Origin of the sequence: Hymenobacter setariae (genome assembly GCF_007713685.1) — a bacterium.
GTDB classification, from domain to species: Bacteria; Bacteroidota; Bacteroidia; order Cytophagales; family Hymenobacteraceae; genus Hymenobacter; species Hymenobacter setariae.
In genome coordinates this window covers 1-23,506 of record NZ_VMRJ01000003.1, presented here as the reverse complement: position 1 = coordinate 23,506, position 23,506 = coordinate 1, and the positions used below count along the sequence as shown (strand labels likewise).

22 protein-coding genes and 1 rRNA gene are annotated in these 23,506 nt (G+C 57.4%); 7 read left to right on the top strand and 16 right to left on the bottom strand.

Translation table 11 applies throughout. From position 1 onward, the window contains the following. The first annotated feature begins 26 nt into the window (after nt 1-26). Both tssD and FNT36_RS11145 read left to right on the top strand, forming a co-directional pair. Complete coding sequence (tssD, locus tag FNT36_RS11150) at nt 27-1,127, top strand: type VI secretion system tube protein TssD (RefSeq protein ID WP_144847565.1); 1,101 nt, start codon at nt 27-29, stop codon at nt 1,125-1,127. Between the two features lie 18 nt (nt 1,128-1,145). Further along, nucleotides 1,146-1,775, top strand: coding sequence for a hypothetical protein (locus tag FNT36_RS11145; RefSeq protein WP_144847563.1), 630 nt, complete (start codon nt 1,146-1,148; stop codon nt 1,773-1,775). A gap of 125 nt (nt 1,776-1,900) precedes the next feature. Here FNT36_RS11145 and FNT36_RS11140 read toward each other — a convergent pair whose 3' ends face one another. The 12 genes from FNT36_RS11140 to pyrF all read right to left on the bottom strand — a co-directional run bounded on the left by FNT36_RS11140 (nt 1,901) and on the right by pyrF (nt 15,470). Next, the gene (locus FNT36_RS11140; RefSeq protein ID WP_144847561.1) at nt 1,901-2,428 is read right to left on the bottom strand and encodes a DUF4240 domain-containing protein; all 528 of its coding nucleotides are present in this window, start codon (nt 2,426-2,428) and stop codon (nt 1,901-1,903) included. A gap of 117 nt (nt 2,429-2,545) precedes the next feature. Continuing rightward, nucleotides 2,546-3,643 carry an AIR synthase-related protein gene (locus tag FNT36_RS11135; protein ID WP_144847559.1) on the bottom strand — a complete coding sequence of 366 codons (1,098 nt, stop codon included), beginning with the start codon at nt 3,641-3,643 and terminating at the stop codon, nt 2,546-2,548. Between the two features lie 198 nt (nt 3,644-3,841). Further along, on the bottom strand, nt 3,842-4,789 hold the full coding sequence (locus FNT36_RS11130; RefSeq protein WP_144847557.1) for a glycosyltransferase family 2 protein: 948 nt from the start codon (nt 4,787-4,789) through the stop codon (nt 3,842-3,844). 241 nt (nt 4,790-5,030) lie between these two features. Beyond that, nucleotides 5,031-6,527, bottom strand: a complete 1,497-nt coding sequence (purF, locus tag FNT36_RS11125) for an amidophosphoribosyltransferase (RefSeq protein WP_144847555.1) — start codon at nt 6,525-6,527, stop codon at nt 5,031-5,033. An 85-nt stretch (nt 6,528-6,612) separates the two neighbouring features. Beyond that, nucleotides 6,613-7,212 carry a phosphoribosylglycinamide formyltransferase gene (purN, locus tag FNT36_RS11120; RefSeq protein WP_144847553.1) on the bottom strand — a complete coding sequence of 200 codons (600 nt, stop codon included), beginning with the start codon at nt 7,210-7,212 and terminating at the stop codon, nt 6,613-6,615. Then, nucleotides 7,213-8,505 (bottom strand): phosphoribosylamine--glycine ligase, encoded by a 1,293-nt coding sequence (gene purD, locus FNT36_RS11115; protein WP_144847551.1) that lies wholly within the window; start codon nt 8,503-8,505, stop codon nt 7,213-7,215. 18 nt (nt 8,506-8,523) lie between these two features. Next, nucleotides 8,524-8,907: a nuclear transport factor 2 family protein gene (locus tag FNT36_RS11110; protein ID WP_144847549.1), complete on the bottom strand. Its 384-nt coding sequence runs from the start codon at nt 8,905-8,907 to the stop codon at nt 8,524-8,526. A gap of 34 nt (nt 8,908-8,941) precedes the next feature. After that, nucleotides 8,942-9,859 (bottom strand): phosphoribosylaminoimidazolesuccinocarboxamide synthase, encoded by a 918-nt coding sequence (locus tag FNT36_RS11105; protein WP_144847547.1) that lies wholly within the window; start codon nt 9,857-9,859, stop codon nt 8,942-8,944. Nucleotides 9,860-9,869: 10 nt separating this feature from the next. Beyond that, the gene (locus FNT36_RS11100; protein WP_144847545.1) at nt 9,870-10,742 is read right to left on the bottom strand and encodes a phosphoribosylformylglycinamidine synthase subunit PurQ; all 873 of its coding nucleotides are present in this window, start codon (nt 10,740-10,742) and stop codon (nt 9,870-9,872) included. 36 nt (nt 10,743-10,778) lie between these two features. Further along, nucleotides 10,779-13,847, bottom strand: a complete 3,069-nt coding sequence (locus tag FNT36_RS11095) for a phosphoribosylformylglycinamidine synthase subunit PurL (RefSeq protein ID WP_233635842.1) — start codon at nt 13,845-13,847, stop codon at nt 10,779-10,781. 109 nt (nt 13,848-13,956) lie between these two features. Continuing rightward, a complete protein-coding gene (pyrE, locus tag FNT36_RS11090) occupies nt 13,957-14,580 on the bottom strand; it encodes an orotate phosphoribosyltransferase (protein WP_144847543.1) in 624 nt (207 codons plus the stop codon). Between the two features lie 134 nt (nt 14,581-14,714). Continuing rightward, complete coding sequence (gene pyrF, locus FNT36_RS11085; RefSeq protein WP_144847541.1) at nt 14,715-15,470, bottom strand: orotidine-5'-phosphate decarboxylase; 756 nt, start codon at nt 15,468-15,470, stop codon at nt 14,715-14,717. A gap of 65 nt (nt 15,471-15,535) precedes the next feature. Here pyrF and FNT36_RS11080 point away from each other — a divergent pair, with 65 nt between their 5' ends. Next, nucleotides 15,536-15,874: a hypothetical protein gene (locus FNT36_RS11080; protein WP_144847540.1), complete on the top strand. Its 339-nt coding sequence runs from the start codon at nt 15,536-15,538 to the stop codon at nt 15,872-15,874. A 339-nt stretch (nt 15,875-16,213) separates the two neighbouring features. Here the strand turns inward: FNT36_RS11080 and FNT36_RS11075 are convergent, their stop codons facing one another. The 3 genes from FNT36_RS11075 to FNT36_RS11065 form a co-directional block, all read right to left on the bottom strand. After that, nucleotides 16,214-17,002 (bottom strand): S1/P1 nuclease, encoded by a 789-nt coding sequence (locus tag FNT36_RS11075; protein ID WP_144847538.1) that lies wholly within the window; start codon nt 17,000-17,002, stop codon nt 16,214-16,216. Between the two features lie 122 nt (nt 17,003-17,124). Next, on the bottom strand, nt 17,125-18,531 hold the full coding sequence (locus FNT36_RS11070; protein WP_144847536.1) for a carbohydrate porin: 1,407 nt from the start codon (nt 18,529-18,531) through the stop codon (nt 17,125-17,127). A 115-nt stretch (nt 18,532-18,646) separates the two neighbouring features. Beyond that, nucleotides 18,647-20,695, bottom strand: a complete 2,049-nt coding sequence (locus FNT36_RS11065) for a M13 family metallopeptidase (protein ID WP_144847534.1) — start codon at nt 20,693-20,695, stop codon at nt 18,647-18,649. Nucleotides 20,696-20,829: 134 nt separating this feature from the next. On the opposite strand from FNT36_RS11065, the gene FNT36_RS11060 reads away from it, so the two are divergent. From FNT36_RS11060 to FNT36_RS11045, 4 genes are all read left to right on the top strand, one after another. Next, a complete protein-coding gene (locus tag FNT36_RS11060; protein ID WP_144847532.1) occupies nt 20,830-21,270 on the top strand; it encodes a hypothetical protein in 441 nt (146 codons plus the stop codon). A 122-nt stretch (nt 21,271-21,392) separates the two neighbouring features. Beyond that, nucleotides 21,393-21,641: a hypothetical protein gene (locus FNT36_RS11055; protein WP_144847530.1), complete on the top strand. Its 249-nt coding sequence runs from the start codon at nt 21,393-21,395 to the stop codon at nt 21,639-21,641. 124 nt (nt 21,642-21,765) lie between these two features. Further along, entirely contained in the window at nt 21,766-22,269 is a 504-nt protein-coding gene (locus FNT36_RS11050; RefSeq protein ID WP_144847528.1) for a GNAT family N-acetyltransferase, read from the top strand. A gap of 154 nt (nt 22,270-22,423) precedes the next feature. Then, the gene (locus tag FNT36_RS11045; RefSeq protein WP_144847526.1) at nt 22,424-22,855 is read left to right on the top strand and encodes a carboxypeptidase-like regulatory domain-containing protein; all 432 of its coding nucleotides are present in this window, start codon (nt 22,424-22,426) and stop codon (nt 22,853-22,855) included. A 560-nt stretch (nt 22,856-23,415) separates the two neighbouring features. Here the strand turns inward: FNT36_RS11045 and rrf are convergent. Continuing rightward, a 5S ribosomal RNA gene (gene rrf / locus FNT36_RS26090) occupies nt 23,416-23,506 on the bottom strand; the annotation flags it as partial.

Here is a 23,506-nt window from a genome sequence, read left to right as displayed (position 1 = left end):
CTTGAAAGCTTTTTGCTACCGCACGCATGGCTTCCTTTTATGCTGAATTACACGTTGAGGGCAGCTCCTACCGGGTGGTACACTGTAACTACAGTTGCTATCAGAACATTGACGCCCGGGGTCGTGTAAACGGTAAGACACGGCACCACCCGCTAGAGCTAGCGCTGGACGTACCAACCGACGACGGGTTGATAAGCTGGGCTACCGCTACGCGTAAGCCGCTCGCTGGAGAAATCATTTTCTACGACATAGCCAGTCGGGTAGCGCACGAAACTATTGCCTTCACCGCTGGCGAATGCGTGCAGTACCGCGAACAATTTGCTAGCGGTGCCACGGGCGATGGTGCCTATGTGTGCCACCTTACCATCGTAGCCAGCGATTTTGAGCTGCGGGCGGGCGGCCCAACAACGGCCCTCGCTATCGCTACCAAGCTAGCTGCGCCGAGCAAGGCTACTGAAACACTCGCTGCCATAGTCCTCCATGAAACCAGCTCCGCTAGTGCACCAATATCGCCAAACTTAATAGCCCGCACAGATAAAGCGCCGACTCTAAGCCCACCCTTGGCGGCTATGCTGCGTTCTACCATCTTGGTAGCAGCCACGGCTGGCCCCGGTGGACCCGCCAACTTCGAGAATGCTGTGCACACTGACTTGCAAGCTCTTTATGATACCCCCACCGGTAAGCAGTTGCTCGACTCGCTCCACGCTTCAGGTCAGAAGATATACATCCACTACGCGCCCGAAAACTCTATCGAGCTCAACCGCCATAACTGGGAGAAAGGTTTTTACGCCCTTGACGGCGTAACGCCCGGCGCGGGCCTAGGAGTTGGGGTCAATTACAACCCGACCCTAGCCAAGGCCGGTGAACTGCCGTGGAATACTAGGCCCCCAGGCATTGGATTAGCCCACGAGCTTATTCATGCCGAGCAGGCTGCCTACGGCCGCATGCGACGCGGTGACACCACCAACCCTGGCGGCCCCGACGCCCGCAATCCCAAAAAACCACCCCAAGTGCCTCACTACGAACTGGAAGCCATTGGGGTGCATCCCGAGCATTCGTACGCCTACACCGAAAATAAGCTCAGGGCTGAGTGGAATCCACCGCAGGGCCAGCGCGAATACTACTAAGCAGTTCTTTTACTTCTTATGACTGAAACCCTAGCTATTCGCAATGCTGACTGCCTACTAACGGTGACGGCTACTCAACAAGCGCCGGGCCAGCTCGACCTACGCTACCAGGTGCACAACCACGGCCAGCTGCCTCTGTACCTCTGCAACCAGCTCTACGAGCTACCGGCTAGCAACCCTGATTCTATTCCACAGCTGTTGCCTGACCTCGTGCACATTCAGGTAGAGCCAGAAGGTGTGCACCTAGATAAAGCGCTAATGGACCTGTCCTTTCGCGAAGGAATTCGGGTGTTAGATATTCCCTACCTCACCCAAGTACTACCGGACCACTCGTATGAACAGGCGCTTCGCTTGGCCCTACCCTTGCGTCCCTACCGCGTGCACGGTAATCAACCTAGTCAGGCACCGCCAGCACTCCTACCTCTACGGTTTTCGCTAGGTTACTTCAAAGGCCAACAGGGCATAACCGCTTATGAAGTAGCAGATGGCCCGCCCACCGATACGTATCAGGTGGCACCCTCTCGTAACAAGGAACAGCAGTTGCTCACCGTAGGGCCATTCAAAGAGGTAGTGCCCGTCGCAGATACTCTTCTAAATACCACACCAGCCCAAGCTGCTAGCGCCGAGCAATGGACGCCGTGGGGCTAGTTCCACTGGCACCCGCCGCTTTCTGAACCTAAATATGTACCTAGCGCTCTGGGAGTAAGGTCTGCACGAGTTCTGCACGCAACTGATGCTGAATACGTGACCGATAACGCCGATGTAAGAATGAGTCAATTAAATTTTGACCACAGCCTAGGTAGAAGTGCAGGTAGTTGCTCTTCCGTCCAGTCTTCGTCTTTCGTTTCGGTTGAACCGTCGTAGTCTAGCCCCTGCTCATAGGCGATATTTCTGGGAAATGATTCATCTTCTTCCATGCCCGTAAGTACAGCAAAGGCTTTGTCAGCAACATAAAGCAACGGTTCAAAATCAGTATTCCCTTGCGTCGCAGCCAACTCAGCCAGAGCATCTGGATTACGTAATGCTTCGAAGAACACCTGTTCTCCCTGACTGATAAGCCAGCACCGGGAGTACAAGTACGAATCGTCGGATACCCACCCTTGTATGATTTTTTGCGCTGCTATAATGCCAAAATCGTCTGCGGCTAGAATATACTGCCGAAACAGACGCTCGAAATCAACGATATCATCTAGCGAATGCTGAGCAAGCGCTTCAATCAATTTGGTTTCTTGACTATCTAGGCTACCCACCGCTGCTTGATGTGTCGCATCGATAAGCTGCCAAAACTCTGTCTGATTCATCTTTTTTCTATAGAGAAATTAGATAATGATATAAAACAAACGCTCTTGGGCACGAGTGTCTCCACCCGAACCCAAGAGCGTTTCACTCTTAGTAATTATTTGTTTAGCAAGCCCTTTCTACTCATATTTCAACTCGCCCGCCGCTACGCGTAGCGTCACGCCTGCTTCGGCGGTGAGGTAGCCGGCTAGCTGGGCCTGGTAGCCGCTTTGGGCGAGTTGCTGTACGAGAGCTTCGGCGGCTTCGGGGGCCGTAACGAGCAGCATGCCGTTGCCCATGTTCCAGTAGAGATAGGCAGTTTCGGGGCTGATGCCGCCAATTTCGCAGAGGCGCTGCATGGCGGGCAGGGGCGCGAAGAGGTTATCAAGTACCGCACCGAGGCCGTTTTTGAGCACGCGCTTAAAATTGTCGGCCACGCCGCCGCCCGTGATGTGGGCTGCGCCGCGCAGGGGCAGGCCAGCATCGAGCACCGCTGTGAGGGCGGGCGCGTAGATGAGCGAAGGCGCAAGCAGGGCCTCGCCCCAGGTAGCGTACTGGTCGGCGTCGGTGCCGTCGTAGGGCGCCGTGTGCCAGTTGTCGCCAAAGAGGCGCTGCAACGTCTTGCGGGCCAGCGAGTAGCCATTGGAGCGGAACGAGGGCGAGCGCAGGGCCACTACGGCATCGCCAGCCTGGGCAGTGGCGCCGCTCAGGGGCTTATCGAGGCTGGGGTGCAGCACGCCGATGGCCGTAGAGCACCAGTTGAAGTTCATGCGGGCGCCAGGAAAGCCGCCAATGCGGTTGCCTAGCTCAGCAATCTCGCCGCCAGTAATGGCGATTTTTGAGAACTGGCAGGCGTCGTGCAAGCCACGCATCATCTCGTCTACCACGTCGTAGTCGAGGGTGTTCACGTCGATGATGTTCGACAGGTTAGTGGGCACGAAGCCAGCCGCAATGAGGTCGTCGGCGGTCATGGCTACTAGGTCGTAGCCTAGGGTGTCGTATTTATCTAGGCGCTCGCCTAGCTCAATTTTGGTCCCGATACCGTCCGAACTGATACCTAGGCGCTCTTGACCAAAACGAATTTCGTTGCTAAAGCCCCCGTCTAGGTCGCGGGCAGGCTCACCAGGCAAACCTGCGCGGGTCGCGAAAGTCTTTTTCGACCAGTTGTAGGCGTTTTTAGAAGCGGCATTGCCGAGGTCGATAGAGTAACCTGCGTCGGGAGTTTGAGCGTTGTTCATACGGAAGGCCACGCCTTTGGACCTGAGCTCGTTCCAGAGATACTACTTCCAGAAAGGCTGAATACCAAAGCAGCGCAGAATTTTTACGGTTCAGGGTTTGCTAATAGATATCGGCAACTTCTTATATATTAACTACAATGCGACTTATTATTTACTAAACAATAGCAACTTGCTTTACAAATATTATTTAAACCGATGCTAGCCTACAGCTACTTTATTCTTAAGAATTCCTCTTTTCAAGGAAAAGAATGAAATAGCTAATAACAATTTTACACCATTAAATGACAGAATTTTATGCCTATGCCAGCTACTAAAGTATATCTCCATTGCTCGCTTATAGTCTTTTAATCGAACCGCATTTACAATAGCGGCGGGAGCCTTAGACACTAGCCATTCTTGCTTATATTTAGAAGATTCAGTCGGCACGTTCAATGAACTCACCGCATTGAAAGCATAAATACTAGCATTGTTATCGTCCTTCGTACCAACGCTACTTGCAGAGATGCGATAGCAATTAGTATAACTATTCACAAAGAACATTTTATAGTTTCCTAGGCCTAGCTGCAAGCCAAAATCGAAGTCGCAGGCATCGCCCGTGCCTTCATCATACTGAATATTTTTAACTATATGAGATTTAATCATATAGCCATCATTGGGAAACTGCTGCAGAAAGCCTGCTTCTAATGGCGAAAGTTTTAAGCCTTCATAAGTCGCTGTTCTATAAAAAGCCTTATTGAGCTCTTCCGAATCCTCTTTATTTATTACGCCTTCATTGGACATTATATATTGCTTACCAAAAGCAATATCAATTTCCGGATGCTGTTGAAAGCAATTATAAAGCGTTTCCAGCGCCGTAGGCATTAGCGCATCATCATCGTGCAGCAACACGGTTAAATCCCCAGTTGCACTTCTGAACAAGCTATTAACATTACGTGCCTGCCGCAGAGAAGGAGAATTATGAAAATACTTGATTTTCACATCTGTGTCTGGCAAGTTCGCTTTCACCCACTCCTCAGTGTCGTTCAATGATGAATCATCGCCTATCAGGATTTCATACGGACGCCGTGTTTGATTCAAGCAAGAGGCTACCGCCTGCTGCAATACATCGAGCCGGTTGTAGGTTGGAATACAGATGGAAACATTCATAGCGCTATAATATTCGACGAATTGCAGAGTGTTGTGGCTAGTTAAGAAGCGCAAATATAGCCATTTGCTATAGCTCTAGAAGAACTCGCAGGCGTTCATTCGCAGGCCATTATGCTTAGCAAACCCATTGCCCTAGGTACTTAACCTAGAGGAAATATCCCTTAATCCATCAAGAATCTTTCGCTCCTAAATATCTGCTAAGCAGCCACGACCGTATTACAAAAGATAGCCAACCAACTGGTTAGTGCTCCGTTGGCAATGGCGCTTTTGCGCTCACCGAGGGCACCTTGTCTACGATGCGATGGCTCTGGCGCTCTTCTTGGATGTGGCGCAGGTAACGCGTTACATCGCCGGTCGGATACTTGCCAGTGAAGCACGCAAAGCACGAGCCGCCGTGGCCACGCTCTTCCGCAAATAAGTCCTGCAAGTCGCTCAAATCCTGATAAATAACCTTATCAGCCTCAATAAACTGACAGATTTCCTCTTCTGTGTAATTGGCCGCAATCAGCTCGGTGCTCATGGCCATATCGATGCCATAGATACAAGGCGACACAATGGGCGGCGCGCTCGAAATGAAATACACCTCGCTGGCGCCCGCCTCGCGTAGTAGCCGCACGATGCGGCGCGACGTGGTGCCGCGCACAATGCTATCGTCCACCACGGCCACCTTTTTGCCTTCGACAAAGGCGCGAATGGGGTTCAGCTTCTTCTTCACCACGTCCTCGCGGCCAGCCTGAGTCGGCACGATGAAGGAGCGGCCCATATGATTGTTTTTCACCATGGCGCGGCGGTAGGGCACGCCAATGGCTTCGGCCAAGCCCGAGGCTGAGAAGTAGCCCGACGAAGGCACATCAATCACCATATCGGGCTTAAGGCCGGCATCGACCACCTTGCGGGCGATAATCTTACCTAGGCGCACGCGCTCGCGGGCCACTAAGCGGCCGTGAATGGTCGAGTCCTCACGGGCGAAGTAAATCTGCTCAAACACACAGAACGCCTTAGGCACGGTGTTCTGGTTTTTGTAGTGAACCTGAAAGTTGTTGTCAATGAAAATCGCCTGGCCCGGGCCGACGTTCTCCACAAATTCAAAGTCGAGGTAGTCGAAGCAGGTGCTTTCCGAGGCAAAGGCGTATACTGGTCCCTCAGGCGTGTCGCGGCGGCCCATCACCAGTGGACGGATACCTAAGGGGTCCGTAAAGGCTAGCAGGCCGTGCCCAGCAATGATGGTAACCGTGGCATACGCGCCCTTCACCAGCTCCTGAGTCGTTTCTACGGCGTCGAAAATATCGACCACCGAAATTCGGTCTAGGTCCTTCACCCGCAGCTCCGAGGCGAAGGTGTACATAATGAGCTCCAAGTCGTTAGTCGTCTTGGGCAGCACATGGTACTTGTCGTGCAGCAGCTTGGCCACGTCCCGGAAGTTGATAACGTTGCCGTTGTGCACCATCGCCAGCCCGAAGGGGTAGCTCGTGGTGAAGGGCTGCGCCAGGTCCGAATCATTGGCGCCTTGCGTGGTGTAGCGCACGTGCCCGATGCCGGTATTGCCGGTTAGCTTCTTAGTATGCTTGGGTTTAAAAACGTCGTTGACCAAGCCCTGCCCCTTGTGCAGGTGAAAGGCGTCGCCATCAAACGTTGCAATGCCGGCGGCATCCTGCCCCCGGTGCTGCAAGGCGGTAAGGCCGATAATCATATCGCCCACCACGCGCTCGGGGCCGTGAAAACCTACGATGCCACACATAATCAGTTAATTATGAGTTAGAAATTATGAGTTAGTAATCTTGGGAAGGATGGGTGGGGTAGCAAGAGCGACAACCTAGCACTGGCTAGGTAGCGAGCGCAGACTTTGTAATCAGCGCGGCGAGCGTTTCGGCATATAAGACGTGCTCCACGGCCAAGCCCCGACGCTGCACCTCAGCCAAGCTGTCCGCTCCTACCAAATTTACAACACGTTGGGCCAGAATAGGGCCCGTGTCCAGGCCTTCGTCAACCAAATGCACAGTGATTTTGGTTTCCGTCAAGTGGTTATCAAATGCCCACTCGTAGGCGTGTAAGCCTTGGTGCTGGTGCGTATCGGCAGGGTGAATGTTAACGATGCGGCCTGCAAAGGCGCGCACAAACGTGGGCGAGAGCACCCGCATGTAGCCAGCCAGTGCCACGTAGTCGGGCCGGTATTCTTGCAGAATGGCCACTACCTCGCGGTCAAATTCCTCACGCTTGCGGCCTTTCGAACTCAGGCTATCGGTGGGTAGCCCTAGGGCAGCAGCTGAGTCAATGCCAGGCGCGGCCAGGTCGTTGCTGAACACCACTACTATTTCGGCCAGGCCTTGCAGCACACCCGTTTGCACGGCTTCGGCCAGGGCGAGCATGTTGGAGCCGCGGCCAGAAAGCAGGATGGCAAGACGGGCAGGTCGTTGGTCGTTCATCTAGTAAGCGCTCGTTTCGAGCAGCGGCGCAGGGCGCTGCCCAATGTCGGGACGCACGTATTTATCTTGAAAATAAACCTTCTCTGTCTCCGTGTAAGCCAGTTGAATGGCGGTGGGCAGGTCGGGGCCGTGGGCCACCACTACCGCCACGCGGCCGCCATTAGTGAGCAATTCGCCGGGCTGTTCGCCCGCCTTCACGCCGCCCACAAAGACTTGGGTATCTTGCCCTTGGTTACCAATGCCGTGGATGGGGAAGCCCGTCGGGAACTGCGCCGCCGGGTAGCCACCCGAGGCCAGCACCACGCCCACAAAGGCACCCGGCCGCTGCCGCGTAATAGTCTGAGCCAGGTTACCGTCGAGGGTCGCCTCAATCAGTTCGAGCAGGCTGCTTTCCAACGCGGGCAGGATTACCTCGGCCTCGGGGTCACCTAGGCGCACGTTGTATTCGAGCAGTTTCGGGCCGCTCGGCGTCAGCATCACCCCAAAGTAGAGGAAGCCCACAAAGTCGAACGGCTCGCTTTGGAGGCCGCGCAGCGTGGGGTCGATGATATCAGTCCGAATGGCGGCCAACGAGTTGTCATCCAAAAACGGCACTGGGCAATACGCGCCCATACCACCCGTGTTGGGGCCTTCGTCGTTGGCAAGCAGCTGCTTGTGGTCTTGGGCCGGAGCCAGCAGCCGGATGCGGTTGCCATCGGTGAGGCCGATGAGGCTCACCTCGGGGCCGGTCAGCTTTTCTTCTAGCAGGAAGCTAAACCAGCCTTCGTGCAGTTCACGCAGTTCGGTGAGGGCGGCCGTGGCCTCTGCTACCGAGCTGCACACGTACACGCCCTTGCCAGCGGCTAGGCCATCATACTTAATAACTACATGCCCAGCCAGTTCCTCAGCTTGCGCCTGCGCCTCGGCAAACTGGTCGCTGCGGTAGCTCCAGGCGCGGGCAGTGGCAATGCCGTGGCGGCGCATAAAGTCCTTGCTCCACACCTTCGAGCTTTCCAGAGTAGCCGCCTGCCGCCGCGGGCCAAATACGCGGATGTCCGTCTCCAGGAAGTAATCGGCCACGCCTGCCGCCAGCGGTGCCTCCGGCCCCACCACAATCAGCTTGATGCCATGCTCCTGGCAGAAGCTTTGGATGGCCGGAAAATCAGTGGCGCTGATGCCAGCCACGCTGCCGGGGATGCCGGCGTTGCCGGGCAGCACGTGCACGGTCGCGCCATCCTGGCGAAGCTTGGTAGCTAGGGCGTGCTCACGGGCACCGGAGCCGAGGAGGACGAGTTGTTTCGTGTTACCGCTCACGTTACGAGAGAAAGTTCTTTAACTAAAATCTTGAATGAAAGCAATTAGTCCGTCGCGAAAGGAGAAGACCGAGCGACCAGAGAATTGCAACGTAGTACCTGCTTTTACCCCATTGGGCAAGTCGGTAGCCGTAATGGCGAAGTAGTCAATGGCTGCTTCTGCCTGCTCATCGTGCCAGCGAAATGCGGTGACCTGCTGCGTGCGCTCCGTAAACCAGGCGGCTGCTCGGGTCGCCTGGGCTTCGAAAGCGTCTTTACCTTCCAAGTGCACCGTCACATCGCCATTGGTCGAGTGCTCGAACTGCACGTCAGTATGCAGGCAAGCCAACATGCCGGGTACGTCGAAGCCGTTATAGGCTTCGATGTACTTGTCTACCAGCATTTCGGCTTGCGTTGCATCCATTGTAGCGGGTCTATTTACAGCGCTTTCCGCATTACTACTTTAATAAGCCAGCCTTCACTAGGTTGCGGGTCAGGCGCTCGGTTACGTCCTCGTTATCACCGGCCGTGGCCAGGGGCTGGCCCACGACGCGCTGGTAGATATCGAGGTAGCGATTGACGGCCTCCTGCGTTACCTCGGGGGTGAGGGCGCGGGGGTAGGCCCCATCCTTCTTATTGGCAATGAGCCACTGACGGATGTACTCCTTGTCCATCTGCTCGGCGCCCTCGGGGTTCTGGGCGTAGTCGGCGGCGCTCCAGAAGCGCGACGAGTCGGGCGTGTGGATTTCATCAATCAGAATCAACTCGCCGTTCAGCAAGCCGAATTCGTACTTGGTATCGACCAAAATGATGCCCTGCGCAGCCAGCAAGTCGGAGCCGACTTTGAACAGCTCCAGCGCCTTTTCGGACATCTTATCGTACAGCTCCTGGCTTACCCAGCCCTCGCTCACGAGGTTTTCGGGGGTGATTTCGCGGTCCGACTCCTCCTTAGTGGTCGGCGTCACGATGGGCGTCGGAAACTGCTGGTGCTTGGTGAGGCCGTCGGGCACGGTCACGCCCGAGAACGTGCGCTGGCCGCTCTGGTAACCGCGCAACATCGAGCCGGTGAGGTAGTTGCGCACTACCATCTCTACCTTAATGGGCTGCGCTTCCTTCACCAGCATGGCGTTAGCGTCCACCATGCCCTTCACGTGGTTGGGGATGATGTGGGCCGTTTTCTCGAACCAGAAGTTGGCTAGCCCGTTCAGCACCGCGCCCTTGTTGGGGATGGCCGTTTCGAGCACCGAGTCGAAGGCCGAGAGGCGGTCCGACACCACGATGAGGCGGGTGCTGTCGTCGATGCGGAAGCTGTCGCGGACTTTGCCGCGGTGCAACAGCTGGAGCTGGGGGGTGGCGAATTGCGGGAGCGTGTTCATACCGAATAACTTACGCGTGGGTAGCAGGCGCGCTAGCTTCCTGGGTCCGGCGGGTGAGGTGCGTGACAATGTTCTTGAAAATCGCTAGCCCCTCCCCTTCTTCCTTCAGCTCGCCGCGGCGCTTTTTCATACCCCAGTCGGGGTGGTTGCAGCCGGCCAGGTAAGCCTCGGGATGCGGCATGAGGCCAAAAATGTGGCCCGTGGGGTCGGTGAGGCCGGCGCAGTTGAGGTCGGCGCCGTTGGGGTTGAGCGGGTAAGTGCCGGTCTCCTGGTCGTCGTGGCCGGCGTAGGTCAGGCAGTTAAGCCCTAGGTCGGTGATGCGGTCGCGGGTGGCCGCGTCGGGTACTACTAGGCGGCCTTCGCCGTGGCGCACGGGCACTTCAAAGGAACTCAGCTCGCTTAGGAAGGGCGTGGGCGTTTTCGTCTGGGCATTCACCTTAAGGCGCACCCAGCGGTTTTCGTAGCGGCCCGACGCATTGTGCGTCAGCGTCACTTCAGGCTGAAAATCGCCACCTAGGTTGGGCAGCAGCCCGAGTTTTACCAGCACCTGAAAGCCGTTGCAGATGCCGAGCACAAACTTGCCCGCGGCCACAAACTCGCGGATGTCGCTGAGCAGTGTGCGGCCCGCGTCGCCGGTTTGGCGGTAGCGCAGCTTGTTGGCCAGCACCACGCCCGAGCCCAGGTCGTCGCCGAACGAAAACCCGCCCGGAAAATTCAGAATATCAAAATCGTGGATGCTCACCCGGCCGTGCAACACCTCGTTGAGGTGCACGATGGTGGCCTCGCCGCCTGCCAGGCGGTAGGCGGCGGCCATTTCCTCTTCGCAATTGATGCCGAAGCCGGTTAGGATGAGAGCTTTGGGGGCCTGGGCTAGGTCTGCCATGTTAATAGTTGTCACGTGGTCCTTGCTCACTGCTCGTTAGTGCTGGATGGCCGCGGCGGGCTCTAAGCCAATGGTTTGGTTTATGGGCCCGTTGGTCCAGGCGGCGCGGAGGTCGTGGGTCGAAGCGTTTAGCAGCTCCTGTGTCCCGTGCACTACGCGCAGCTGGCCATCGGCCGTTACGCGGCCCAGGCGCGTAGCCCGCTGACCTAGGATGCCTTCGAAGGCCGTCACGTCTTCCGGCGCGATGCTTACCACGAAGCGCGAATGCGACTCACTGAACAACAGCGCCGTAGGCGACAAGTCGCCCGCTAGGCCACCTAGGTCGAGGTCAGCGCCCAGGCCGTCGCGGCCGAAGGTGCTCTCGGCTAGTGCCACAGCGAGGCCGCCATCGCTCAAGTCGTGGCTGCTCTGGATGAGGCCTTTCGCGTTGGCTTCGCCCACCAGGGTGTAGAGCGCCTTAGCTTCTTCGAAACGCACGCGGGGCACGTTGGCCCCCAGCTCGTTGTAGAGCTGGTAGAACTCTGAGCCGCCTAGCTCGTCGTATGTTTCACCGAGCAGGTAGATGACATCGTCGGCCTGCTTGAAGTCGGAGGTCACGACCTGGCGCACGTCTTCGACCTTGGCTGTCATCGAGTAAAGGACCGTCGGTGGCACCGAGATTTTTACCCCGTCGGCCTTGAAGTCATTCTTCATCGAGTCCTTGCCCGAGGTGAGCGGGATGCAGTAGGCCGCGCAGGCGTCGCGCAGGGCCTGGCACATCTGCACCAGCTTGGCGAGTTTTTGCTTGCCGTCGGGGTTGATAGCGGGGTCGTAGACCGAATCGGGAACGCAGAAATTGTCGTTCACCGACCAGAAGATATTGTCGCCCGGCGTGAGGTTGGGCAGCTTACCGCCCACCGAGATAATCTGCCGCACGGCCTCGTCAAACGAGCCGGCCGACATGTGGTAAGCGTCTAGGTCGCCCATGCGGGGCAAAATGCCGTTGCTCACGGCCACGCCTTCCCAGCTCCCAAAATTGAAGCGCACCACGGCGGCATCTTGCGGGGCCTGGCCGGTGGCGCCCATTAGGGGCTTCACTACCGTGCGACCCTTCACCTCGTGGTCGTACTGCCGGATAACCGACTCACGCGAGCAGATATTGAGCGAGCCCATGAGCTTGAGCAGTGCCTCGTTGTAGTCTACTTCGGCGGGAAGCGCGGGCTCCTGGGCAGCGGGCTTTACGTACTCGGCTAGCAGGGTTTTGCGCGGCACGCCGTTGTGCAAAAACTCTAGCGAGAGGCCGGCAATAGGCTGGTCATCAAACTTCACGTCGAGGTGACCCTCGGCGTTGAAGAAGCCGATATCGGTCAGCTCGACCTCCATTTCGCGACCTAGGGCCAGCAGCTCGTCCATCTTCTCAGGCGCCACGGCTAGGGTGAAACGCTCCTGCGATTCGCTCAGGAAAATCTCCCAGGGCTTGAGGCCGGGGTATTTCAGGGGCACTTTTTCCAGCTCCACCACCGCGCCGCCGGGGATAAGCGCCAGCTCGCCGATGCTCGACGAGAGGCCGCCCGCGCCGTTGTCGGTGCTGCACCGGATAAGGCCGCGGCGCGTGGCGAGGATGAGGAAGTCCATCGCCAGCTTTTGGGTGATGGGCGAGCCGATTTGCACGGCCGTGGCGGGCGCGGCTTCGTCCAGCTCGATGCTGCTGAAGGTTGCGCCGTGGATGCCGTCCTTGCCTACCCGGCCGCCGGCCATGATGATGCGGTCGCCGGGCAGAATCACTTTTTCCCAGCTGTCCTGGCCGGCTAGCTGCATCGGCATCACGGCGCCGGTGCCGCAGTACACGAGCGGCTTGCCGCGGTAGCGGTCATCGAAGATGATGGCGCCGTTCACGGTCGGCACGCCCGACTTATTGCCGCCGTCCTCAATGCCCTTGCGCACGCCTTCGAAAATGCGGCGCGGATGCAGTTGGCCAGTCAGCAATTCCCCGTCGTAATCGGGGTTACCGAAGCACAAGACGTTGGTATTGAACAGCAAGCGCGCGCCACCGATGCCAGTAGCCAGCGGGTCGCGGTTGTTGCCTAGGATGCCCGTGATGGCTCCGCCGTAGGGGTCGATGGCCGAGGGCGAGTTGTGCGTCTCGACCTTCCACACGAACAGCGACTCGGGGTTGATGCGCACTGCGCCGGCGTTGTCCGAAAACACCTTGATGAGCCAATCGTTGCCGTTGGCGCGCAGCTGGCGGTCTACCTCGCTGGTTGCGCCCTTGATGAAGGTTTTGAACAGGCCGTCAATCTCTTCCTCCGCGCCCGTTTCCAGGTTCTTGTACTTGATAACGGCGCTGAATTCCTTGTGCTTGCAGTGCTCCGACCAGGTTTGGGCCAGAATCTCCATCTCGCAGTCGGTGGGGTCGGCGGGCAGCCCTAGGCCGAGGCGCTGCTCGCGCACGCTGCCTTGGTCGAAGTAGTCGCGGATGGCCTGCATTTCGGGCAGGTTGAGCGCGTACACGTTGTCCTTACTCAGCTGAAGCAGTTGCTCGTCGCGGAGGCCCGTCAGGTTGATGGTTTCGGTGCGGGCGTCGGCGCCACCGCCGGGGCGCGGCGTGTAGTCGCGGATACCATCGGCCACGGCGCCCACCTCAAAGCGGTTGATGAGCTTGTTGCCCAGCAGCTCTTCGGCGAGCCGGCGCAGGTCGGCGGCGGGCAGCTCGTTTTCTACGAAAAACAGGCGCTTCGAGAAAATATGCTGCGTGCGGGTGTCGATGGGCTCGTTGAGGAAGTCGCTGAGCGCATTCTGGGCCGAGGTGCCTTCGTCATCCGTCACGCCAGGGCCTTTGGCCACCAAAATGTAGCTTTTGAAGCCTGCGGGTGCGGCCACCTCATCGATGGCGGCGGTGTGCAGCACGGGGTCTTGCAGGCAGGCGGCGGCAAAGTCGGCGACTTGCGCGGCGCTCAGGCCGGGGTAGCGCACGGCGTAGAACGCTGCACTGCGCACCTGGCCGGTGGCTAGGCCCAGGTGGCGGGCCGCGTCGGCGGCCACGCGCTGGCCGTCGCCGTCGTGCCGGCCGGGTTGGAGGGTAAGGAGGATGGAATGCTGGTTGGTTTCCAAATTAACTTTTGTCATGCTGACGAAGGAAGCATCTTATCACTGCTGCTTTCGTCAGGTTTACTAATCACCGTATTGCGAACGTGATAAGGTCCTTCGCAAGCTCAGGATGACAGGTGGTAATGGATTATTTTGCATCCGGCCGACTGCCGGGCTTCACGGCCGGAATCCCGGCCAGGTGTTCCGGCACCGCATCGGCCGCAAACACGGCCGCCTGCACCGGCAACAGGGCAAAGTTCGGAAAGGGAAGGCCAGCTTTCCCACTAGTGCGGTCAATTAAAGAGGCCACAGCCAACACTTCGACCCCCATTTCGGTCAAAACCCGCGCTACTTCGAGAGTGCTTTTACCAGTCGTAACTACGTCTTCGGCAATTACTACCCGCTCGCCGGGGGCCAACGTAAAGCCGCGCCGCAAAATCATTTCGCCAGTTGCATCGCGCTCCGTAAAAAGCGACGGCACGCCCAACTGCCGGGCCAATTCGTAGCTCACCACCACGCCGCCCATTGCCGGGCCGACCACTGTATCGGGCACTAAGCCCGCATCACGCAGGCGCTGGGCAAGCACGGCCATTGCGGGCGCGGCCAGCTCAGGCTTACGTAAAAAGCGGGCACACTGCACATACGTATCAGAATGCAGCCCCGACGAGAGCTTGAAATGCCCGTTCAATAACGCATCCTCTGCACGCAATTGCGCTTCGAGAATGGTGGCGACTTCGGCGGCGGGGAGGTCGGGGGTGAGTTGCTTATTCATTAATTCAAAAAACGGCTGTCATGCTGAGCTTGCGAAGCATCTTATCACGTTCGCACTGCTTAGACAACTAGTAGCTTTTGGCAAAACAACTGTGATAAGATGCTTTACAAGCTCAGCATGACGGCTAATAAAAATTAAGCTGTTACGGAGCGGTACTCGTTTATCTCGTTCATCAACTCCCGCGCCGCTGCAGCCGAATCCTCGGCCTGCCAGATGCTGCGTGAGGCATTAATCAGCAGCCCGCCGCCATCGGCTAGCAGGCCGGCTTTCATCACGGCCGCTAGGTCGCCGCCTTGCGCGCCGATGCCGGGTACCAGAAACCACTGCGTCGGGCACAGTTGCCGTAGCCGACTTAGGGCCGCCGCATCGGTAGCGCCAGCCACGAGGCCGATGTTGCCATGGGTGGCGTCGAGGTCGGCGAGCAGCTTGGCCGTGAACTCGCTCACGGGCTCGCCGCTGGCTAGTTCAGCTTCCTGGATGGGCGAGTGGTTCGAGGTTTTGGCCAGGGCAAAGACAAACTTGCCGGGGCGAGCGAAGGGCACCACCGCATCGGCGCCCATGTAGGGGTTCACCGTCACGGCATCGACCCCCACCACATCATAGGCAAACTGTGCGTAGTGCATGGCCGTGTTGGCGATGTCGCCAAACTTGCCATCCAGAATAACCGGGATGCCATCAGGCACGGCGGCCACCACTTGGCGCAAGAGCTGCGTGCCATTGCCCCGGCTCAGGAAGAAGGCCAGGTTGGGCTTGAAGGCGGCGGCGTAGGGCGCGGTTTCGGCGATGACTTGCGGCAGGCGGCGCGTCACGTCTTCGTCGGAGCCGGTGGGGTCGAGGCCCACACAGAGCAGCGTATTGGCTTGGGCAACGCGAGTGAGGAGCTTTTGCATAGTGTTGCGCGGACTTTGCAGTCCGCGTTTGGCTAGGGGGGCGCGGACTACAAAGTCCGCGCAACTTGAAACCAGATAAAACAAAAGCGCCCGGCAGGGCCGGGCGCTTCGCAGTCAATTACTTAAACAATCTTTTCGTATTGCATCAGGGCAGCGTTTTCGCAAGCGGTGACTACACCTACGATAGTACGCGCGCCAACCGGGCACAAAAAAACCGCCTCAACCAAATGGGGCGGCACTCGAACAAACGAATCGCAAAACGCAACGGAAACGGCGGCAACAGCCTGCCAGTCTTTTCGCAGAGCCGCCGGTTGGGCCGCGCCGCGCATCATCCACTGGTGGTTACGTGCGTTCACGGTGCAAAATTACGACTTCCTTTTTTCGGTGCCATAACTTCCTTGTAAAAAACATTTTTGCGGGAGTTTTCGCAGTAAAGGTTTCGGTCTCAAAACCCGTCAATACCACGCGCTTTACCGCTTTTCCAGGCGGTTAAAAAAAAGCTGTGATTTTTCGACCACTTGCCCACCAAGCGGCAGTCACCGTAACTTTGGCTGTTTATTCCGCTAATGTATTGGTAACGTAGCTCCTGGCTTTTATCTGCTTAGCGCCCAAAAAGGCCCGCCGCTTCGAGTTGAAGCGGCGGGCCTTTTTCGTGTAGCGCTGACTTTCTGTTTGGGCGTAGTGAGTCGGGCAGGCTACCCTAGGGCGCGTTGATTGCCCGTAAGCCGAACTCCTGCGCTTCGCTATTTAAACGCCTCGTTCAGTACCGCCGCTAGCCGGATGCCTGCTTGCTGGATGCGGTGCTTCATTAGGTCAGCGTGAGCGGGGTAATAGCGGTAGTCGGGATTGGCATTTTGAGCTGCCTCGGCGTAAAGCTGAGTGGCGGCAGTGTACGATTCGAATAGCCACTCGGCGGGGTCCTGAACGGACTGCCAGGTTTTGGCTAGGGCGGCGGGCACGGCTGCATCATATTGCTGGCCCATCTCGGTGTATGTGAGGCCCTGGTAGTCGAGCAGGCCACTATCCCAGAGGCTGTGCAGGTTTGTATCCTTGCCGCGGTAGGTCAGCTTGATGTCGTTGCCACCCTTGTCTTCGGCGCGGCCAGTGTGCATGGGCTGGTGCATGTCGCCCACGATGTGCACTACAAAAATGAGCGCCTCGGCCCGCTGCGCTTGGGTCTTGGCAGGGTCGCGCATCTCTTTCATTTTAGCCACCAGCACGTTGTAGGCGTTGGGGTTAGTTTGGCCTTTCACGGCTTGCAGGTACTGGTCGTGCCCTAGGCCTAGCGCGGTGTTCACATAGTGCCACGGCGCGGTTTCCTTGAACTCAGGTAGGTAGCGCATCTCGTCGGGCTGGGTGCTTACGAGAGCCAGGGTTTGGGTGCCAAGTAAGGCTGTCACTTGGCGGCGCGCCTTATCGGTGAGGTGGCGGTCGGCAATGAGCCCTACAGCCCGGTGGCCATCTACGCCCCAAGCCCAGCTGCTCAGCGGCAGCGCGGCCCACACGGCCAGCGCAAACAAAAACTTCTTCATTGACCTAGGAAATAAAAAGACCGGCAAGGACACCCTGCCGGTCGATGGGTTGCAAAAATAAAGCAAGCGCGGGCGCTGAATCGGCTCGATAAGCTGTAATACCCACTAGGATACCTGCCTTTCTAAAACTCGACGTGTACCCGCAGCGCTACTACGTGTATTGGCCCCGACACCCGACTAGTATTATAACCAGGGTTGAAAATAATCTGATAGTCAGGACTCAGCGCAGCGTGATAACGCGGAAAATCGATACTGTAGTATACCTCCCCGATATACTCCAGCCCATAATCGAGCCGCCCATCGCCGAGGATGAAGCCCGAGCCCCCCGTCGCTAGGTAGGCACGATGCTCGGGGGAAAGGCCGTTGGCCACGGCCGCGATACCTAGGCGGTCGGTGGGGCGCCGCCAGCGGGTGCCCGCACTCGTGACGCCTAGGCTCAGGCTGTGGTCGATTTCAGTGAAGGCCCAGGTTTCATTGTGCCCATCGTTGTAGCTAAGGCGTCCAAAAATGCCCACGTTGGGCGTTATTTCTTGCTCGGCATTCAGCACTGCCCCGTACTTAGTGCGGCGCTCGGCACGCACAGCCGTGATGTCGGGACCAGCCAAGCCGGCCGTGCGCACAGCGAGGTTATAGTTGCCCATCGCGGCTTGGTTGCGGAAGCCCAGCAGGCGTACCGTGCCGGGGTGGCCGCCCAGCGTATAGGGCTTAGTGACTTCTAGGGTAATAGCCTGGGCCTTGCCGTAGTGAAAGTCTAGCACGGGGCCATTGGCATCGGTAGGCATGGCCGAGAGGCCGCCGCGTAGCGCAAAAGCCGGCGCCACGTATTCGAGCACTGCCCCCACGGTGTAGCCGCGGGTGTTGGCGGGGTAATCCCAGCCGCCGGCACTCATCAGGCTCCAGTTGAAAAACTGCGTGCGCGGGTCGTGCGAATAGTTGTTCTGGTCGAAGTAGTCAGCAATGCTGAATTTGCCCACATTCAGGGCCAAGTAACGTTTGGGACGCGGGCCAGCTACTTGGTTGTTATCGTCCTCAAACTGCTCGGTTTCTTGGCTCAAGGCCCATAGCTGGCGCAGATACAGGCGCGCTAGGTACACCTGTGGGGCAGGGTCGCCTATGCGGAAGGTTTCGCCGTTGGGCGCGCCCCCAATACCGGTGGCCCCGCTTAGGCCGCTGCCACCCGCTACTTCAGGGTTGAAGTACACCGCCGCGCCCTTCCATAGCTTGCGCCCAATAAAGGCAGTGGTAGTAAGCGAGAGTTTCGCTTGCTCACGCGCCTGCAAGCTAAAATCACCCGCGTAGCGCGGCGTGAAGTTATTGTGCCACTGCTGAATAACAGTTTGCTGAAAATGGACGCTCCATTTCTGCGAAGCATCGTGGTCGTAGTGCACGGGCTGCTGGGCCGAGGCCGCCGCCGGCTGCCGGGCAGGAAAGGTGCTGGCGGGTGGCGTCACGCCGCCCTGGGCCACGGCGCGGCCCGCTCCACTTACTAACCCCGCTACAGTGAGCGCCCGCAAAAGGTAAAGAGACATCAATCGGAAAACAAAAGCGACCGTACGCCCGGCAAAAGTAAGCCCGGCGCGCAGGCTGGGCTTACATTCATCTGGTTTTCATTCTACTATGATGCTCATTTTTCAGCTTTAAGCGCTACCATATTTTCACCCGCGCCGAGTCTGGGATATAAAGTTTCTGGCCCGGCTTCACGCCAAAGGCCTCGTAGAAGGCGGGCACGTCGGCCATTGGGCCGTTCACGCGGTACTGAGCCGGCGAGTGCACATCAGTGAGCAGCTGCGAGGCAAGGCTCTCGTCGCGCACGTGCATTTGCCACCCTAGGGCGTAGCCCAGGAAGTAGCGTTGTACCGGCGTCAGGCCGTTTATTTTCTTGCCCTCTTTATACTGCTTCGTCTTCTTAAAGGCATCTAACCCAATGACAATGCCCCCTAGGTCGGCAATATTCTCACCGGCCGTGGCCTTGCCATTGATATGCAGCGAGTCGAGCAGCGTGTAGCCGTTGAATTGCTTCACGATAACGGCCACTCGTTCATTGAAGCGCTTGCGGTCTTCCTTGCTCCACCACTCGTGCAGGTTGCCCTTAGCGTCAAACTGGCTGCCTTCGTCATCAAAGCCGTGAGTGAGTTCGTGGCCGATGGTGCTGGCGCCAGCGTAGCCATACACCAGCGCATCGTCGGCATCGGCATCGAGCAGTGTGGGTACGGCAAAGGCGGCGGCGGGCAGCACAATCTCGTTGTTGCTGGGGTTGTAGTAGGCGTTGTAGGTCTGGGGCGTCATGCCCCACTCGGTGCGGTCTACGGGCTTGCCTAGCTTGTTTAGTTGGTAGTTGTACTGCCACTGGTTGGCACGCATTACGTTGGCCGTGAGCGAGCTGCGGTCGATGGTCAGGTTAGAGTAATCTTTCCACTTGTTGGGGTAGCCCACCTTGGGCGTGATTTTGTGGAGCTTGTCCAGCGCCACTACTTTGGTGGGCGCGCTCATCCAATCCACGTTTTGAATGTGCTGCGCAAACGATGATACCACGTTCTTAACCAAGGTATCGTAGCGCGCCTTCGCCTCGGGCTTGAAGTATTCCTTCACAAAAAGCTGACCTAGGGCATCACCCAGGGCATCTTCCTCCATGTCGAGCACGCGCTTCCAGCGGGGGCGCATGGCCTTGGCACCGCGCAACGTGGTGCCATAAAAGCGGAAGCTCTCATCCACAAACGGCTGGCTGAGTGTGGGCGCAAACTCGCGGGTAACCTGCCAGGTGAGGTAGGCCTTCCAGTCGTCCACAGGCTTCGTCTTGAGCAACTGCCCCACCATCTGGTAAAACTCGGGCTGACCCACAATTACGCTATCGACGTTGGTGGCGCCCATCTGGGCAAACCACGTTTTCCAGTCGAGGCCGGGCGTCAGCTTGTCGAGCTGTGCCAGGGTCATCTTGTTGTAGTTTTTGTACGGGTCGCGCAGGGCCTCCAGCTTGCGCGACGACCTAGCCAGGGCAGTTTCCAGGGCCATCACCCGCGCCGCGTTGGCATTGGCCGTGGTCGAATCTTGACCTAGGAGCTTGAAGGTATTTGCCACGTGCCGCACGTAGGACCGGCGAATGTTCTTGGTGCGCGTATCGGTATTAAAGTAATAATCACGGTTAGGCAGACCTAGGCCGCTCTGGTGCAGGTACAGCGCCATTTTATCGCTGTTTTTATCATCCTGCCCCACCCGCGGGCCGATGAGTGCACGCACACCCAGCGGAATCTCGTGGGCAATGACACCCGGCACGTCGGCCGCCGTCTTCATAGCCGCGATGCGGTCAAGCTCCGGCTTTATAGGAGCGATACCCAATTTATCGGCTTTCAGCGAATCAATACCCACAGCCCAGAAATCGCCTATTTTCTGTTGGTTGCTGCCAGCAGCGGCGTTGGCCTTAGCCGCATCGATGCTCGTTTGGCGCAAGCGGCCATATACCTCTTTCTGCACCTCGATGCCGATACCCGAATTACTTTCCGAAGCCGGAATCGGATGGTTCTTAATCCAAGTACCGTTGGCGTAACTAAAAAAGTCGTCGCCCGGCGCTACCGTCGTGTCGAGGGCCGCATATAGTAAATCGGGCTTACCATCGGCGCCTGCTGTATTAGTCGAAGTAGAATTGCAGGCCGTAGCTAGGGCGGCCAGCAGCGGCAGCGCCCACAAGTTTTTGTTCATGAATAAAAGTAGTGTAAGCCTTCGCCAGCAAACAAGTGAATACCCTGCTAAAACTAGGCTTAGCAGGGCTCTTTACCTAACAGGCGGCACTTTGCGTAGGACAGTTGCACCACTCCATTTCTCGGACGCCCCGTATGCCATTCTCGCACTTGCTTCTGCTCAACTTTGCGGTGGCAGCTTACCTCACCGGAGTCATTTGGGTAGTACAACTCGTCACCTATCCGGCCCTGACCCTCGTTGGTAAAAACGAATTTGCCCGGTACCACGCAGCACATACTCGTGGCATGGGCTGGGTGGTGGGTGCCCCCATGGTAGCTGAGCTAGCACTGGCCAGCTGGCTGGCCTGGGCAGCTTACTCCCTTTGGGGCGCGGGCACGGCCCTAGGGCAGCTAGCCCTGGTGCTGGTAGTGTGGGGCGTTACTTTTTTGGTCTCCGTCCCCTTTCACAATCGCCTCGCAGCTGGTGGCTACGATTACGTCGCTCTTGATGGCCTCGTGCGCACCAACTGGCTGCGCACATCAGCCTGGACCGCCCGCGCCAGTTGGCTCGGCTGGCTACTAAGTAAAGGACTATGAGCCCGCTACCCTAGGCGTCCTGCACGATGCACTACCATATCCAAACCGCTGCTGCTACGTAGTTCTCTCCTGCATTAGGCTTCGGCCTGCGTAACTTGCAGCCTTAATTCCGGCTTTCTTTCATGATGACGAAACGTTTCCTGCCCGCGCTGCTCGCTTCGGCGGTTCTTCTGCTGACTATGCCCGCTTGCGGCCCCTCGACAAACGATGGCGACGATGATGTGGCCACCACGCCGCTCCCCCCCCTGCCCGCTGCCCCCGACACAACCAAGGGTGCCAAAGCTGCTGCACCAGCCGCCAACGACCCTACGCGCGAGCTAACGGCCCCCAACGCCACCGAAGACATCAAGAAAATGCAGCCGCAGATGTAATCGGCCCAGCCTTGCTACACACAGTGAGCAATGGGCAGGCGCGCCAGTTCCTCCACCAGGGGGCAACCTAGGCGCCTGCTCATTGCTCATTTTTATTAAAGTCATTAGCTATCCTTTCTCTACCTTGGCACCCACTCCTCACATCTTGCGCCGGGGGCGCGAAGAAGATTTATCCCGCGTGTTAGCACTCATTCAGGAACTCGCTGTCTATGAGCGCGCGCCCGATGCCGTCACGAATACCTTAGAAATGATGCGCCAAGATGGCTTTGGGCCATCGCCCATCTTTGGGTTCTTCGTCCTCGAAAACGGCTCCGACCTTGTCGGCCTAGCTCTCTATTACACCGCCTACTCTACTTGGAAGGGCCGCATGCTTTACCTCGAAGACTTGGTAGTGACGGAGGCGGCCCGCCGTGGTGGCTACGGCCGGCTACTCTTCGATGCCGTAGTAGCCGAGGCGCGCCGCACTGGTGCCCAGCGCCTCAAGTGGCAGGTACTCGATTGGAATGAGCCCGCCATTGCATTCTACAAAAAGCTAGGTGCCGAACTCGACGCCGAATGGCTCAATGGCAACCTATCGGCTGAGCAGTTGGCAACCTATTCCCTAAATCCTCTCGCAGCGGCCCTATAGGGCAACAGCTCACCTTCTTTATGGGTGATTGCGTACTAGTCAAAATACTTGGCAAAGTACTTGTTACTAAGCGCTGCCGTGCGTTGCTTAGTGGTCGCTTCTATCACCGCAACCTACTCAACATTCCCACCTATTTAGCTAGTATCTCTTGTCGATGAAATACTCCTTCCTCCTACCACTGGCCTGCTCTCTGCTGCTGCAAGTTATTTCGGCCTCAGCCCAAACCACTCAGCCCATTGCGGCGGGCCAAGCGCCTACCGGCCCGGTGCCAGTGCAGCTATCCTGCCGTTCATTTAGTGGGCACGTAAAGTCTGACGCCGGCACCCCACTGGTTGGCGCTACCGTTATGGTCAAAGGCACTTACGTAGCCCGTACTACCAACGACGAAGGCTATTTCACATTCGACCTACCTTCAGTGCCCACCCAGGCTCCCCACCTGATGGTAAGCTCAGCCGGTTTTGGTCCACAAGAATTTCTGATTACAACATGCGAACCTCTAGCTATCGAGTTACAGATGCTAGAAGGTACTCGTATCAAGAAGCGCGGCAAGCACAAGGGATTCATTAAACAAGCCGGCAAAGGCTAAGTCGACAGCTATATAATGCCGGACCTTTCCGCTCCCTTTGTAGTAGAATATAGCGTTCGGCTACCCGGCCTAGGGCTACTCGTAGTACCAGCGGCACCCATACCTAACTGGCTCGCAACATATAGCTTGCACACAGCACTGGCGGTTATGCTTCCCGAGTCCCCTCACACTGTGATTGGTACCGTTGAGGAGCTTTCGCAAAATGGTCACTTAGAGCAGCGCGCTCTTCTATTAGATTTTGACCCCAATCCTCCCCTAGCCCCTGGTACTTACTTACAAGTCAGCGAAGCCTCCCTAGACTTGCTTTAAGCTACTGCTCAATAAAAAAGCCCACTATCTTATTGACAAGATAGTGGGCTTTTTTATTGAGCAGTAGCTTAAAATATATAACGCTCGACAATTAACTAAATGAGCATACTCCACGAAATCTACTGAAAGTAAGACTGTTTAGTAAAGCAATACATATGCAAAAAACAATCAATCTCGTAGTAGGGCTAAATGACAAGAGCCCCCTGCCGAGCGCTGATGAAAGCGCAGGGGCAGGGGGCTCGTTGTTGTAAAGTTGGCGGCGACCGACTCTCCCACCGGTGAAGGCAGTACCATAGGCGCACCGGGGCTTAACGACTCTGTTCGGAATGGGAAGAGGTGAAC

Coding starts and splice junctions, on each gene's coding strand:
- tssD (WP_144847565.1), top strand. CDS start 27: ATGGCTTCCTTTTATGCTGAATTACACGTTGAGGGCAGCTCCTACCGG.
- FNT36_RS11145 (WP_144847563.1), top strand. CDS start 1,146: ATGACTGAAACCCTAGCTATTCGCAATGCTGACTGCCTACTAACGGTG.
- FNT36_RS11140 (WP_144847561.1), bottom strand. CDS start 2,428: ATGAATCAGACAGAGTTTTGGCAGCTTATCGATGCGACACATCAAGCA.
- FNT36_RS11135 (WP_144847559.1), bottom strand. CDS start 3,643: ATGAACAACGCTCAAACTCCCGACGCAGGTTACTCTATCGACCTCGGC.
- FNT36_RS11130 (WP_144847557.1), bottom strand. CDS start 4,789: ATGAATGTTTCCATCTGTATTCCAACCTACAACCGGCTCGATGTATTG.
- purF (WP_144847555.1), bottom strand. CDS start 6,527: ATGTGTGGCATCGTAGGTTTTCACGGCCCCGAGCGCGTGGTGGGCGAT.
- purN (WP_144847553.1), bottom strand. CDS start 7,212: ATGAACGACCAACGACCTGCCCGTCTTGCCATCCTGCTTTCTGGCCGC.
- FNT36_RS11110 (WP_144847549.1), bottom strand. CDS start 8,907: ATGGATGCAACGCAAGCCGAAATGCTGGTAGACAAGTACATCGAAGCC.
- FNT36_RS11105 (WP_144847547.1), bottom strand. CDS start 9,859: ATGAACACGCTCCCGCAATTCGCCACCCCCCAGCTCCAGCTGTTGCAC.
- FNT36_RS11100 (WP_144847545.1), bottom strand. CDS start 10,742: ATGGCAGACCTAGCCCAGGCCCCCAAAGCTCTCATCCTAACCGGCTTC.
- FNT36_RS11095 (WP_233635842.1), bottom strand. CDS start 13,847: ATGACAAAAGTTAATTTGGAAACCAACCAGCATTCCATCCTCCTTACC.
- pyrE (WP_144847543.1), bottom strand. CDS start 14,580: ATGAATAAGCAACTCACCCCCGACCTCCCCGCCGCCGAAGTCGCCACC.
- pyrF (WP_144847541.1), bottom strand. CDS start 15,470: ATGCAAAAGCTCCTCACTCGCGTTGCCCAAGCCAATACGCTGCTCTGT.
- FNT36_RS11075 (WP_144847538.1), bottom strand. CDS start 17,002: ATGAAGAAGTTTTTGTTTGCGCTGGCCGTGTGGGCCGCGCTGCCGCTG.
- FNT36_RS11070 (WP_144847536.1), bottom strand. CDS start 18,531: ATGTCTCTTTACCTTTTGCGGGCGCTCACTGTAGCGGGGTTAGTAAGT.
- FNT36_RS11065 (WP_144847534.1), bottom strand. CDS start 20,695: ATGAACAAAAACTTGTGGGCGCTGCCGCTGCTGGCCGCCCTAGCTACG.
- FNT36_RS11060 (WP_144847532.1), top strand. CDS start 20,830: ATGCCATTCTCGCACTTGCTTCTGCTCAACTTTGCGGTGGCAGCTTAC.
- FNT36_RS11055 (WP_144847530.1), top strand. CDS start 21,393: ATGATGACGAAACGTTTCCTGCCCGCGCTGCTCGCTTCGGCGGTTCTT.
- FNT36_RS11045 (WP_144847526.1), top strand. CDS start 22,424: ATGAAATACTCCTTCCTCCTACCACTGGCCTGCTCTCTGCTGCTGCAA.